This window comes from Cellulophaga algicola DSM 14237 (genome assembly GCF_000186265.1).
Lineage (GTDB): Bacteria > Bacteroidota > Bacteroidia > Flavobacteriales > Flavobacteriaceae > Cellulophaga > Cellulophaga algicola.
The window spans coordinates 1,760,216-1,773,035 of record NC_014934.1 but is presented as its reverse complement, the minus strand read 5'-3'; the positions used below and the strand labels follow the sequence as shown (position 1 = coordinate 1,773,035).

Below are 12,820 nucleotides of genomic sequence, written 5' to 3'. Positions count from 1 at the left end.
TTTTGAATATATTCGTGTAGTAAGATAATTTAAACTGTTACAAATGAAAAACTTAGTATACCTCTATTTCATTGCATTACTTGGACTTAGTAGTTGTGCTTCACAAAAAAAAATGCAACCAGAGCCTCCATTTATTATTGAAGGACCAACGAGTCAAAAATGGATTGGTGGTAAAGAAGAAAGTGGCACTGGATTAGAAGTGATTTTACCAATAACACAAATAATGGATGAGAATATATCCTTTCAACAACTATATTTCAGGAATAAAATTACGACTGTAAAAAAAGCAATTATTGAAGGTCAGCGTTTTATAATAGCTAAAATAAAGACGGAAAAAACACCCATGCCAGATATTATTATGCATCTTGACCCAAGAAAAGAAGTTGGAAACCAACCACCTAGTCCAAAAAAAGAAGCAGCAATTAATTTTCCATACGAATTAAAAGATGATGAAGCCGTGCTTTCTTATATCGAAGAAGATGGAAAAAAAGTTAAATACACCAAGATTTCTGGAATTAAAGAAAAGAAGCCTTTAATATATTCAAGCAAACCAAGGAACTAACTTTGTAGAGAACGTTAAAATACCTACTTTTAACGCCTAATTTTCAACGGTTGAATCCATTTAAAAAACTTTTTAAACAGACCTTTGTATACGGACTAGCAACAGTGCTACCCAGAATGCTTTCGTTTATCTTGGTTCCCATATATACCGCCGTGATGCCCGACACTGCATTATATGGCGAAATAGCTATTATTTTTTCTTATATCGCAATTTTCAATGTATTTCTGGCTTACGGAATGGAAACCTCTTTTTTTCGATTTTTCTACAAGGCTGAAGATAAAAATAAAGTGATTTCCACCTCACTGATTTCAATTCTTGCGTCTACCACCCTCTTTTTTGTAGTTGCTTTTATTCTAAAAAACTATTTAGCCGTTTGGAGTACTATTGATGTAACCTACATCAAATATGCCATTTACATTTTAGCATTAGATGCTTTGGTAATCATCCCTTTTTCATGGTTACGCGCCACAGAAAAATCGATGCGCTACGCCCTCATAAAAATTGTGAATGTTGCTATGAATTTAGGGCTGAATGTTTTCTTTCTCATCTACCTTCCAGAAATCGTAGAACAGAATCCGTCTAGTACTATTGCATGGATGTATAAACCAGACTATCAGATTTCGTACATTTTCATATCAAACTTAATTGCTAGTGCCTTTACGCTAGTGGTAATGTTAGAGCTCTACTTTAAAAACAACTATATTTTTGATAAAGTACTTTGGCAAAAAATGATGAAATATGCCTGGCCCATACTAATTGCCGGAATTGCATTCACCGTTAATGAAGTTTTTGATCGTATTTTATTAGAAAAATTACTGCCAGAAAACATAGCCAAATCAGAAGTCGGCAAGTATTCTGCATGTTATAAATTAGCCGTATTCATGACCTTGTTTGCTACAGGTTTTAGATTAGGAATAGAACCCTTCTTCTTTAGTCATTCAAATTCTGAAAATCCACAAAAAGCATATGCTCAAATCACCAATTATTTTGTGATCTTAGGAAGTATAATACTACTTGGCGTAATCGTATTTGCAGACGTATTGAAAGAACTCATCGTGCAAAATGAGGCCTACTGGGAAGCTATGCCCGTTGTGCCTTTATTAATTTTAGCGAGTTTCTTTTTAGGTATTTATCACAATTTATCGGTTTGGTATAAAGTCACAGACAAAACACGCTATGGTGCTTTTATATCCGTAATAGGTGCTATCATCACCCTACTCATAAACTTCATTGCTATTCCGTATTGGGGATACATGGCATCGGCAATTGCAACCGTAATGGCATATGGTACCATGATGGTATTGTCATATTGGATTGGAAAAAAACACTATCCAATTCCGTATAATATGCGTAAAATTGGATTTTATCTTGGACTGTCTATTCTTTTGTCTATCATATCATTTTATATCTTTGACCGCAATCTAATTATTGGAATTATTCTATTGCTTATTTTTCTTGGATTAGTTTATAAGCTTGAAAATGAAAAAATCAGACAAATAATCTCCAATAAAAAATAATAAAAACAGTTAGCTCACTACAATATATCATTGAATGGAAATACAAATAATTAACACATCTAATCACGAGTTGCCACATTATGAAACTGGGGCATCTGCAGGAATGGATCTTCGTGCTCATTTAACAGAAGCCATCACCTTGGCACCACTTGATCGTGCAATCATTAAAACAGGACTTTTTATAGAGTTACCTGTTGGTTTTGAAGCTCAAGTGAGACCCCGAAGTGGTTTGGCAGCGAAAAAAGGAGTGACGGTATTAAACGCACCTGGAACTATTGATGCGGATTATAGAGGAGAAATTGGTGTGATTCTAGTAAACCTTTCCAACGAACCTTTTACCGTAGAAAATGGGGAACGTATTGCGCAGTTAGTCATTGCCAAGCATGAGCGTGCAGCATGGAAACTTGTAGATCAATTATCTGAAACAAAAAGAGGTGAAGGTGGTTTTGGTAGTACGGGTGTGAAATAAATAATCCTTATTCGTGTAACAAAATTATAAAAAAGACGTTGAATTTTATGGTACTATAATTACTCCATAGTATAAAACACAATCATTAACTTAGTTGATATATTAAAAAAATGAAAATTATTGTTCCCATGGCTGGTCGTGGATCACGATTAAGACCACATAGTTTAACCGTTCCAAAACCATTAATTCCGGTTGCAGGAAAACCTATTGTACATAGACTAGTTACAGATATTGCTAGTGTATTAAATGAAGAAATAGAGGAGATAGCTTTTATTTTAGGCGATCCGGCATTTTTTGGTGATGAGGTTGTAGAAAGCTTAAAAGCACTAGCTATAGAGTTAGGTGCAAAACCTAGTATTTACCGCCAATTAGATCCAAAAGGAACAGGCCATGCTATTATGTGTGCAGAACCCTCTTTAAGCGGTCCTGCAGTTATTGCCTATGCAGACACCTTAATTCGTGCAGATTTTGATTTAGATAAAGATGCAGACAGTGTTATTTGGACGAAAAGAGTTGAAAACCCATCTGCGTATGGTGTGGTTAACTTAAACGACAAAAATGAAATTGTAGAATTAGTTGAAAAGCCAGAAACATTTGTAAGTGATCAAGCGGTAATTGGTATCTATTATTTCAAGGATGTAGCCGTTCTTAAAAAAGAATTGCAATATGTTTTAGATCATAATATCATTAACGGCGGAGAATACCAGATTAATGATGGTATTAAACGTATGATGGCCAATGGTAAAGTTTTTAAAACAGGTGCCGTAACAGAATGGATGGATTGTGGAAACAAAGCTGTAACCATAGAGACCAACCAACGCATGTTAGGTTTTTTAGAAAAAGATGGGGAACCATTAATAGCCAAATCTGCTAAATTAGAAAACGCAAACATCATTGAGCCCTGCTTTATTGGTGAAAACGTAATCTTAAAAGATGCTACTGTTGGACCATTTGTTTCTATTGGGAATAACACTGTTATAGAAAACTCAACTGTTAAGAATAGCTTAATACAGAGCCATACTAAAATTTCAAATGCTAACTTAGATAATGCTATGATTGGAAATCATGTAGTATTTAACGGTAATTTTGAATCGATAAGTATTGGTGATTATTCTATTTTAGAATAATCACGTTTTAAATAAACAACTACTAGCCTTCTCTTGAACACGGAAGGCTAAGTTTTGAAACATATGAAAAGAACGTTTTTGCTCGCTTATAGTATCGTGGGGATTTTTATGATCTCTAGCCCAAGTATTGCACAAAAACCAATAGACAGTGAAGAAGAAAATGCCGCAGTATATCTAGAAGAATACTCAGATGATTTTCAAGAAAAATTCTTTGAAGGTTTAAAACAAAAAGGCATTGAAAATTATGATAAAGCCATCAATCTATTTTTAGATTGTAAAAATATTGATCCGAATGCAAAAGCAATAGATCACGAACTGGCTCGAGTTTATTGCGAAACAAAACAACTAGATTTAGCCCAACAATATGCCGTAAATGCGGTAAATAGTGATCCAGAGAACTATTGGTACTTAAATAATCTAGTGATTATCCTAAATTTAAAGCATAACGGAATTGCAACGGTAGCTTCTCAAATTCCATTTGAAAACCTAACACTAAAACAAAATTTAGCCTTAGTCTTCTATCAAATGCAGAATTACACCAGTGCAACTAGCATCTTGAATGATCTTAAAACTTCAGCTTTTACTAAAAACTTGTATTCAAAAATTAAGACAGGCTTAAAGATTCAAGAAGAAAATAGCGAAACATACAGCTATAGTACATCGGTTACTACAGCGCCGAGGACTGCAGAAAACAGCTCTATAGAACACTATAGAAATTATATCTCTAATTTAATTAAAAATAAGAATTATATAATCCTTGATGCTATCTCAAAAGAAGCTTTAGAAAATTATCCTGCACAACCCTACTTCTATTATGCAAGAGGGCTAGCTTTAAATAACAAAAATAAATACAAAGATGCCATCGCCGTATTAGAAGAAGCTTTAGATTATATGCTTGATGATATAAGCTTATCTAACAAAATAAATAAAGAGCTATCTGTTGCCTATAATGGAGTTCATAATCCGGCAAAAGCGAATATGTATCTCAGAAAAATTAAACCTGGATTTTAAAATATGATAAGCGTGATAAAAAAAATAATCTATAGTTTTCTAATAGTTGCTGTGGTCTCTTGTAAGGCTAAAAAAGTAGTGACGGGCGGTGCCATTAATGAAAGTTTAAACGCCAAATCTATTATTAAAGCACATTATGCAAATGCCCTGGACTTTAAAACAATCGCAGGGAAAATGAAAATTGATTACGAAGACCAACACGCATCACAAGGTTTTAGTGTTAGTCTTCGAATGGAAAAAGACAAAGCCATTTGGATTAGCGCTACACTTGGTATTGTTAAAGCATACATAACCCCCGAAAGAGTATCATTCTATAATCGTTTAGACAACACCTATTTTGATGGAGATTTCTCGTATCTAAGTAAATTATTAGGCACAGATTTAGATTTTGAGAAGGTACAAAGTTTGTTATTAGGCCAAGCTATTCAAGATTTACGCGTAGATAAATACGAAACTTCTATTGCTAATGAAAACTATCAGCTCCAGCCAAAAAAAGCACAAGACTTATTTAAAATTCTGTTTCAAATAGAACCAAAATATTTTAGAATCAGTAAGGAGCAACTCTCTCAACCAGAAAAAGGACGTTTGTTGCAAATAAATTATACAAATTATCAGGAGATTGATAAAAAAATAATTCCCAATGAAATTGCTATTTCCGCTGCAATGGATGGCAATGAAAGTTTAATTGAAATTGAATATAAAAACATTGAGTTTGATCGTGATTTAAAGTTCCCTTATGATATACCAAACGGTTTTAAAGAGATTACTTTAGATTAATATGGTTGCAAGCAAAACATATCGCCATTTCTTTGTTTTTATAACGCTCTTATTTTTTGGGCTGCAAGCTGGTTTCTCACAAACCACAGAGCAGAAAAACCTAGAAGCCAAACGAGAGAGACTTCAAAAAGAAATACGCGAAATAAACCGTCTTCTCTATGCAGAAAAGAAGGAGAAAGGCACTGTTTTGGATCAAATGAATGCTTTGGATAAGAAAATATCTGTTCGCCAACAATTGATACGTGTTACCAACGAACAATCTAATTTATTAAATCGTCAATTAAACGCGAACATCAGAAATATATCTAAACTAAAAAACGAACTAACAACGCTTAAAGAAGACTACGCATTGATGATTCAGAAGTCCTATCAGAACAAATCAAAACAAAGTAGGCTTATGTTCTTACTTTCGTCAGAAAGTTTCTTCCAGGGCTTTAAAAGGCTTCAGTATATGAAGCAATATACCAAATATAGAAAAGAACAAGGAGAGCAAATCGTTTTTAAAACAGAAGAACTAAATTCCTTAAATTTAGAACTCACAGAACAGCGGAAAACAAAAGATCGTTTAATCGCAGAAAATACTACGGCTAAAAAAGAATTGGAAAAAGAGAAGAATACACAAAATGATCTTCTGAGTACAATTCGAAAAAATGAAAGTAAGTATACTGCAACGATTAAAAAGAAAGAAAAAGAAGCTCGTAAAATAGACCAACAAATAGAAAGTTTAATTAAAAGTGCTATTGTAAGTTCTAATAAAAAAGTAGGCGTCACCACTAAATCTGATAAATTTGTTTTAACCCCAGAAGCCAAAATTGTTGCTAATAATTTTTCATCTAACAAAGGGAAACTTATTTGGCCTGTAGAAAAAGGAATAAAAAGTATTGGCTTTGGAGTGTATAATGATGCCGTTTATCCTGGCATAAAGCATCAGAATAATGGGGTAATTATTGCTACGGATCAAGGCGCTAAAGCAAGAGCTGTATTTGAAGGCGAAGTTATTGCGGTAATTAGTGTTCCTGGAGGTAATAAAGGAGTACAGCTAAAGCATGGTAACTACATCAGCACCTATTACAACCTATCCTCTGTGTATGTTAAAAAGGGAGATAAGATAAAAGCGAAAGCAGAATTGGGTGAAGTGTTTACCAATTCTGGCAACAACCAAACCTTATTAAAATTTTATTTATACCAAGATACTTCACGACTTAATCCCGAAGAATGGATCTATAAGCTTTAAAAATATGGCATAAAAAAACCTCAGCAAGTGAGGTTTTTTTTTATATTATTTAGGAGACTCGTCTGCTAAAAATAATGCTTTGAGTTCCGTAGCATCATGGGGTTTCATTTTACCTGCCAATACCAAACTTAGTTGCTTTCTTCGCAATGCTGCTGCAAAACGCTCTTTTTCTAAATCTGTTTCAGGAGCTAATTGTGGTACTTCTGTTGGTTTGCCTGCATCATCTACAGCTACGAAGGTATAAATAGCATCATTTGCTTTAGACCTAGCACCAGTAAACCTATCTTCCATCCAAACATCTATATAAACCTCCATAGAGGTTCTAAAAGCTCTTGAAACAGCTGCTTCTACCGTCACAACACTACCCACAGGTACCGATTGATTAAAAGCTACATGATTAACAGATGCTGTTACTGTAATTCGTCGGCTATGACGTCTTGCAGCAATACTTGCCGCACGATCCATTCTAGCCAACAATTCACCTCCAAATAAATTATTCAAAGGATTTGTTTCGCTAGGCAAAACCATATCAGTCATTATTGTTCTAGATTCACGAGGAGTCTTTGGCGTCATATCTTTATTTTGGCGCGAAGATACGTTCTTTAAATTATCCTAAAAACTGAAAAAAAAATTATTCTTGAAACAACCAAGCATCGCTAGATTCGGTTTTCTTTATCTTTCTTAAATAGTTTATAGCATCATTGGCTTCAGAAAAACTATCAAAAGCTACTACATGAAAACCAAATTTATTTACGCCAATATAATTTGCGTTATAGCCTTTAACTTTTAACTGTTCAATTTTTTTATCTGCATTTTCTTTTACTTTAAATGCTCCGGCTATAATATGATATTTTGCAGAAGTAATAGAAGGCGTAAGAGATGCATGTAAATTTACCACAGGTAACTCTAAAGGAGAAGTGTCAAAAAAAGTAGCTTCTTCTATTCTTTTAGATACCTGCTTCTGTGCATCTTGTTGCACTAGCAAATCTATATTTTTATTTTCTTTATAAACTCGCAATCCAGACACACCTAATGAAATACTAAAAAATACAATTGCTGCATATTTTAAATAAGGCCTAAAAGAATGCTTTGCTCTTTGTTCTGGAGTAATGATAAACGGAATTTCTTCTTCAAGTTTTTCAACCTCTTGCTTAAGAACTTCTCTCGTAATTTTTCCAGAAACACATGATGATAATCCAAATGAGGTGGTCAGGAAATTTACTTTTTCAAAAGGTTCAAATTGAATTTTACTTTCTTTATTCAACCAAAGCTTACCTATATTTCCTAAGAAAAGTCTTTCGCCTCTCTGCAATTGAACCTTCCAGTTTTTACCAATAGTAGCTACTTCTGTTAGCATACTTTCATAAGTTGCTTTTTCTGAATCCGCAACATATGAAACTAACAAACCATCGTTAGACGTAAGCTGTTCATTAAACGAAATAAACTTTGATGGTGGGTAAAAAGTATGGGTATCTTTATCAATAAATGCAGACTTAGTCTGACTTAAAAATGCTCCAAACTCAGGTACTATAACGCAATTGTACCTGTAAAGTAATTCCTCAATATGGTGTTCTAATCTCATCGTGGCAAAGATTGTAAAAAATCTGGCGGTAGAAAACCCTTAACATTACTTTTTATTAACATTTTAATTGATGTACCTTGTAAAGCTATAAACACACATTATAAATGACTGATAGTGAGCTAATTTCATTATTAAAATTACAGCGAATTCCTAATATTGGTGATGTAACCGCGAAAAAATTGATTTCGCATTGCGGCAATCCTAATGCTGTTTTTGAAGAGAAAAATCAAAACTTATTAAAAATAGATGGTATTGGCACGCACACAATCAGGCACTTAAACGACAAAATACATCAAGAAACTGCTGAAGCCGAATACGCTTTTATCAAGAAAGAAAATATTAAACCTATTTACTTTCAAGAGCAGAATTATCCAAATTATCTAAAACATTGTATTGACAGCCCTATTCTTCTTTTCGAAAAAGGAAATATTAACTTAGAGAATAGAAAAATAATTGGTGTGGTTGGTACGCGAAATATTACTAGTTATGGGACTGCATTTTGTGAAAAACTAATAGAAGATTTGGCTCCTCTAAATCCTATTATTGTAAGTGGCTTTGCATACGGCGTAGATATTTGTATCCAAAGAGCTGCTATAAAACATGGCTTGCAAACTATTGGCTGTTTGGCCCATGGTTTAAATCAAATATATCCAAAAGTGCATGCAAAATATGTTCAAGATGTAGAGAAAAATGGAGGCTTCTACACAGAGTTTTGGTCTACAAGCAATCCGGAGCGAGAAAATTTCTTAAAAAGAAACCGAATCGTCGCCGGCATGAGTGAGGCTACTATCGTTATAGAATCTGCCGAAAAAGGAGGAAGTTTGGTCACCGCAGATATTGCACACAGTTATAATCGTGATGTTTTTGCCGTGCCTGGTCGTGCCGGTGATAAATACAGTTCTGGTTGCAATACACTAATCAAACAACAAAAAGCGCAAATGCTTACCTCTGCTGCCGACTTAATTTATAACTTAGGTTGGGAATTAAATGCAAAAAAAACAAAAACGGTTCAAAAGCAATTATTTGTAGATTTGGATGATACAGAGCAAGCCATACACAGTTATTTATTAAAAGAAGGCAAGCAAGGATTAGACCTCATCGCATTAACCTGCAACATCCCTATTTTTAAAGCGTCTTCTAGCCTATTGAATATGGAAATGAAAGGCGTCATCAGGCCTTTACCTGGTAAGCTGTTTGAAGCGCTCTAATTACGAATCATCAACAGAAATAAATAGTAGAAATACCGCCATGAGCCTAGAAGAAATACTAGACCAAATATACCCGTTGACAAACCCTTCTAAAAAGCAATTAATGGCTATTTTTGAAGAAGAGACATATCCTAAATCTCATATTTTAATCAAAGCTCAAAAAATAGAGCCTAAACTTTATTTTATGAAAAAAGGAATTGTGCGGGGATATTCAGAATTTGAAACAGGCGATATTACCTTTTGGTTCGGAAAAGAAGGAAACCCCATCCTTTCTATGAAAAGCTACGTAGAAAATAAAAGAGGCTATGAAAATATTGAGCTTTTAGAACCAAGCACTGTCTACAGTGCAGATAGTCACACCCTAAAACTATTATTCAAAAAAGACATTGCTATTGCAAATTGGGGAAGAATACTGGCAGAACAAGAACTTATCAAAACAGAAGAGCGCCTTATATCAAGACAATTGAGAACAGCTACAGAACGCTACCTAGAGTTAATTAGCAATGAGCCAGATTTGATTAAAAGAGTACCCTTAAACCATATAGCTTCTTATTTAGGAATTACCCAAGTTAGTTTAAGTAGAATTAGAGCTACTTTAAAATAAATACTTTTTTATCATATGTAAAGTAATAAGCCAATGATTCTATCGAATTTTGCAAAAAAATTAAATACGATGAATTGGATTATATTAATAATAGCAGGACTATTTGAAGTAGCTTTTGCTTATTGTTTAGGAAAAACAAAAGAAACTACAGGAACAGAAATGTATTGGTGGTATTTTGGGTTTTTACTTTGCTCCACAACGAGCTTTCTACTGTTAATCTACGCCATACGCAGTTTACCTATTGGCACAGCATATGCTGTATGGACTGGAATTGGGGCAGTGGGAACTGTATTGATTGGAGTCTTAGTATTTAAAGAACCTGCCACTTTTTGGAGAATGTTCTTTATTACCACTCTTATCATTTCGGTAATTGGATTAAAGGCTGTTGCTAAATAAAATTATTACAGGTCCAGTCTTAAAACAGTTTCTGCATTAGTAAAACATACAAACTTGCTCCTTAGTGCCTGTATTTTAAAAGAATTTAAACAGACCGAAGAATAACTATTACCCATGATAAAATTAAAACCGATGAATTATCCTAAACATTCATTACGCTTTAGATGTAGTTGTAGGTTAACCGCACTATTTTAGACTGAATTAGCAAAGCATCCCATCAGTTATCCTGCTATTGTAGCTTATTATCATGGTTTTAAATTTGTAGTCGTAAAAGATGCTAAGCAAGTAAGGAGAGCATTAAAATTTGGCTCACAACTTTATTGATTAGTCCGCAATAGGCATGAAAACGATACCCATTTGAACACATACTACAGACTGGTCAGTTTGTTTTATGAAGACAGTTTTATCTAAGAGTAGTAAATAATGCTGTTCATCGTTAAAATACATGCTAAAAACTAACCTATTCTAAAAGGTAGTACGTATTGAAAACCAAAAAACCGACTAGCTAGTCGGTTTTTATATTTTGAGGAAAAAGAGTAATATGTATTAATATCCTACCTTTTCTCTAACACGGCCTAATACTTCATTCGCAATTTTACGCGCTTTTTCTGCCCCAATTTCTAAAGCTTTATCAATCTCTTCAGTGTGAGTCATATAATATTCAAACTTCTCACGAGCGTCTCCAAATTTAGCTAAAATTACTTCATACAGTGCTTGTTTTGCATGACCATATCCATAATTTCCATTGAGATAATTCGTACGCATTTCCGCAATTTGATCTTCACTTGCTAGTATTTTATACAATGCAAATACATTATCCGTATCAGGATTTTTTGGATCTTCCATAGGTGTACTATCCGTTTGGATCCCCATGATTTGCTTACGTAATTTTTTATCAGACTGAAAAAGGCTTATTAAATTACCTTTACTCTTACTCATTTTGTCACCGTCAGTCCCTGGAACATACTTCGTTTCTTCTTGGATTTTACCTTCTGGCAATACAAAAGTTTCTCCCATTTGGGCATGAAAACGAGACGCCACATCACGTGTCATTTCTATATGTTGCAATTGGTCTTTCCCTACGGGAACAATATTTGCATCATACAATAAAATATCTGCTGCCATAAGCATAGGATATGAAAACAAACCTGCATTTACATCTTCTAAACGATCTGCTTTATCTTTAAATGAGTGCGCCAAGGTTAAACGTTGGTATGGGAAGAAACAACTTAAATACCATGAAAGTTCTGCTGTTTGCGGAATAGCGCTTTGTTTGTAAAACACTGTTTTAGATATATCTAAACCAAAAGCCAGCCAGGTTGCAGCAACTGCATAAGTGTTATACCTTAATTCCTCTCCATTTTTAATTTGGGTAAGAGAATGCATATCTGCTATAAATAGAAAAGATTCGTTCTTAGGGTCATTCGCCATCTCTATTGCTGGCATGATTGCGCCTAAAATATTTCCTAAATGTGGGGTTCCTGTACTTTGTATTCCTGTTAAAATTCGAGCCATTTCCTATAAAAAATTATCATGCAAAGATAAAACAAATAGTATAACCTCGTAAAATTGTTACTTTTGAATTTATGATTTCAATTTTGCAAAAAACAGGAAGTGTACTATACCAAATTTGGTTCTACATTTTAGTAGCAATACCTATCCTTATCTTTTTACCCATATTGGTGGTATTATCAGCTTCAGAAAAGTGGTATCCACAGTTTTTCTGGGTAGCGCGAAACATTTGGGCTAATTTTATTCTTTATGGAATGTGTTGCATACCTGTAATAAAAAGAGAAGAAAAACTTGTAAAAGGAAAAAGTTACATGCTTGTTGCAAACCATACCAGCATGCTAGACATTATGATGATGCTAAAGGCTAGTCCTAATCCTTTTGTATTTGTTGGGAAAAAAGAACTTGTTAAGATTCCTTTGTTTGGATTCTTTTATAAACGTGTTTGTATTCTGGTAGACCGTGGAGATAGCAAAAGTAGAACGGCAGTATACCGAAGAGCCCAAAAAAGATTAAATCAAGGATTAAGTATTTGTATTTTCCCTGAGGGAGGAGTTCCTGACGAACATATTGTTCTAGATAGTTTTAAAGATGGTGCTTTTAAAATGGCGATAGCACATAAAATTCCCGTAGTGCCTATGACGTTTTACAACAATAAAGCACGTTTGCCTTTTACCATCACTAAAGGAAAACCGGGAATAAGTAAGGTTACTGTGCACCATTTTTTCAAAACTGAAAATCTAGATGAAGCCCATAAAGCCAGCCTTCGAGAAGAAATTAGAACCATTATACTAAATAACCTTACAAACTCTGGCAGTAAGTAA

14 protein-coding genes are annotated in these 12,820 nt (G+C 34.0%); 11 read left to right on the top strand and 3 right to left on the bottom strand.

From position 1 onward, the window contains the following. Positions 1–43: 43 nt before the first annotated feature. From CELAL_RS07630 to CELAL_RS07600, 7 genes are all read left to right on the top strand, one after another. Positions 44–562 carry a hypothetical protein gene (locus tag CELAL_RS07630; protein ID WP_013550327.1) on the top strand — a complete coding sequence of 173 codons (519 nt, stop codon included), beginning with the start codon at positions 44–46 and terminating at the stop codon, positions 560–562. A gap of 50 nt (positions 563–612) precedes the next feature. Further along, positions 613–2,079: a lipopolysaccharide biosynthesis protein gene (locus CELAL_RS07625; protein ID WP_013550326.1), complete on the top strand. Its 1,467-nt coding sequence runs from the start codon at positions 613–615 to the stop codon at positions 2,077–2,079. A 34-nt stretch (positions 2,080–2,113) separates the two neighbouring features. Beyond that, the gene (dut, locus tag CELAL_RS07620) at positions 2,114–2,548 is read left to right on the top strand and encodes a dUTP diphosphatase (RefSeq protein ID WP_013550325.1); all 435 of its coding nucleotides are present in this window, start codon (positions 2,114–2,116) and stop codon (positions 2,546–2,548) included. 110 nt (positions 2,549–2,658) lie between these two features. After that, positions 2,659–3,675, top strand: a complete 1,017-nt coding sequence (locus tag CELAL_RS07615) for a sugar phosphate nucleotidyltransferase (protein WP_013550324.1) — start codon at positions 2,659–2,661, stop codon at positions 3,673–3,675. Positions 3,676–3,738: 63 nt separating this feature from the next. Next, the gene (locus CELAL_RS07610; protein WP_013550323.1) at positions 3,739–4,686 is read left to right on the top strand and encodes a tetratricopeptide repeat protein; all 948 of its coding nucleotides are present in this window, start codon (positions 3,739–3,741) and stop codon (positions 4,684–4,686) included. A gap of 3 nt (positions 4,687–4,689) precedes the next feature. Then, positions 4,690–5,463 carry a DUF4292 domain-containing protein gene (locus tag CELAL_RS07605; RefSeq protein ID WP_013550322.1) on the top strand — a complete coding sequence of 258 codons (774 nt, stop codon included), beginning with the start codon at positions 4,690–4,692 and terminating at the stop codon, positions 5,461–5,463. 1 nt (position 5,464) lies between these two features. Continuing rightward, on the top strand, positions 5,465–6,697 hold the full coding sequence (locus CELAL_RS07600; protein ID WP_013550321.1) for a murein hydrolase activator EnvC family protein: 1,233 nt from the start codon (positions 5,465–5,467) through the stop codon (positions 6,695–6,697). Between the two features lie 45 nt (positions 6,698–6,742). Here the strand turns inward: CELAL_RS07600 and CELAL_RS07595 are convergent, their stop codons facing one another. Beyond that, positions 6,743–7,270: an acyl-CoA thioesterase gene (locus CELAL_RS07595; protein WP_013550320.1), complete on the bottom strand. Its 528-nt coding sequence runs from the start codon at positions 7,268–7,270 to the stop codon at positions 6,743–6,745. Positions 7,271–7,328: 58 nt separating this feature from the next. Further along, the gene (locus CELAL_RS07590) at positions 7,329–8,279 is read right to left on the bottom strand and encodes an HU domain-containing protein (protein ID WP_013550319.1); all 951 of its coding nucleotides are present in this window, start codon (positions 8,277–8,279) and stop codon (positions 7,329–7,331) included. Positions 8,280–8,383: 104 nt separating this feature from the next. On the opposite strand from CELAL_RS07590, the gene dprA reads away from it, so the two are divergent. From dprA to CELAL_RS07575, 3 genes are all read left to right on the top strand, one after another. Beyond that, a complete protein-coding gene (gene dprA / locus CELAL_RS07585; protein WP_013550318.1) occupies positions 8,384–9,487 on the top strand; it encodes a DNA-processing protein DprA in 1,104 nt (367 codons plus the stop codon). A gap of 40 nt (positions 9,488–9,527) precedes the next feature. Beyond that, on the top strand, positions 9,528–10,091 hold the full coding sequence (locus CELAL_RS07580; protein ID WP_013550317.1) for a Crp/Fnr family transcriptional regulator: 564 nt from the start codon (positions 9,528–9,530) through the stop codon (positions 10,089–10,091). Between the two features lie 69 nt (positions 10,092–10,160). Then, positions 10,161–10,487, top strand: a complete 327-nt coding sequence (locus CELAL_RS07575; RefSeq protein ID WP_041558015.1) for a DMT family transporter — start codon at positions 10,161–10,163, stop codon at positions 10,485–10,487. 546 nt (positions 10,488–11,033) lie between these two features. On the opposite strand, the gene trpS is transcribed toward CELAL_RS07575, so the two are convergent. Next, on the bottom strand, positions 11,034–12,002 hold the full coding sequence (trpS, locus tag CELAL_RS07570) for a tryptophan--tRNA ligase (protein ID WP_013550315.1): 969 nt from the start codon (positions 12,000–12,002) through the stop codon (positions 11,034–11,036). A gap of 71 nt (positions 12,003–12,073) precedes the next feature. On the opposite strand from trpS, the gene CELAL_RS07565 reads away from it, so the two are divergent. Further along, the gene (locus CELAL_RS07565; protein ID WP_013550314.1) at positions 12,074–12,820 is read left to right on the top strand and encodes a lysophospholipid acyltransferase family protein; all 747 of its coding nucleotides are present in this window, start codon (positions 12,074–12,076) and stop codon (positions 12,818–12,820) included.

What these genes read in the sequence shown, in the direction of transcription:
- CELAL_RS07630 (WP_013550327.1), top strand. Translation starts at nt 44, where the DNA reads ATGAAAAACTTAGTATACCTCTATTTCATTGCATTACTTGGACTTAGT.
- dut (WP_013550325.1), top strand. Translation starts at nt 2,114, where the DNA reads ATGGAAATACAAATAATTAACACATCTAATCACGAGTTGCCACATTAT.
- CELAL_RS07615 (WP_013550324.1), top strand. Translation starts at nt 2,659, where the DNA reads ATGAAAATTATTGTTCCCATGGCTGGTCGTGGATCACGATTAAGACCA.
- CELAL_RS07610 (WP_013550323.1), top strand. Translation starts at nt 3,739, where the DNA reads ATGAAAAGAACGTTTTTGCTCGCTTATAGTATCGTGGGGATTTTTATG.
- CELAL_RS07605 (WP_013550322.1), top strand. Translation starts at nt 4,690, where the DNA reads ATGATAAGCGTGATAAAAAAAATAATCTATAGTTTTCTAATAGTTGCT.
- CELAL_RS07600 (WP_013550321.1), top strand. Translation starts at nt 5,465, where the DNA reads ATGGTTGCAAGCAAAACATATCGCCATTTCTTTGTTTTTATAACGCTC.
- CELAL_RS07595 (WP_013550320.1), bottom strand. Translation starts at nt 7,270, where the DNA reads ATGACGCCAAAGACTCCTCGTGAATCTAGAACAATAATGACTGATATG.
- CELAL_RS07590 (WP_013550319.1), bottom strand. Translation starts at nt 8,279, where the DNA reads ATGAGATTAGAACACCATATTGAGGAATTACTTTACAGGTACAATTGC.
- dprA (WP_013550318.1), top strand. Translation starts at nt 8,384, where the DNA reads ATGACTGATAGTGAGCTAATTTCATTATTAAAATTACAGCGAATTCCT.
- CELAL_RS07580 (WP_013550317.1), top strand. Translation starts at nt 9,528, where the DNA reads ATGAGCCTAGAAGAAATACTAGACCAAATATACCCGTTGACAAACCCT.
- CELAL_RS07575 (WP_041558015.1), top strand. Translation starts at nt 10,161, where the DNA reads ATGAATTGGATTATATTAATAATAGCAGGACTATTTGAAGTAGCTTTT.
- trpS (WP_013550315.1), bottom strand. Translation starts at nt 12,002, where the DNA reads ATGGCTCGAATTTTAACAGGAATACAAAGTACAGGAACCCCACATTTA.
- CELAL_RS07565 (WP_013550314.1), top strand. Translation starts at nt 12,074, where the DNA reads ATGATTTCAATTTTGCAAAAAACAGGAAGTGTACTATACCAAATTTGG.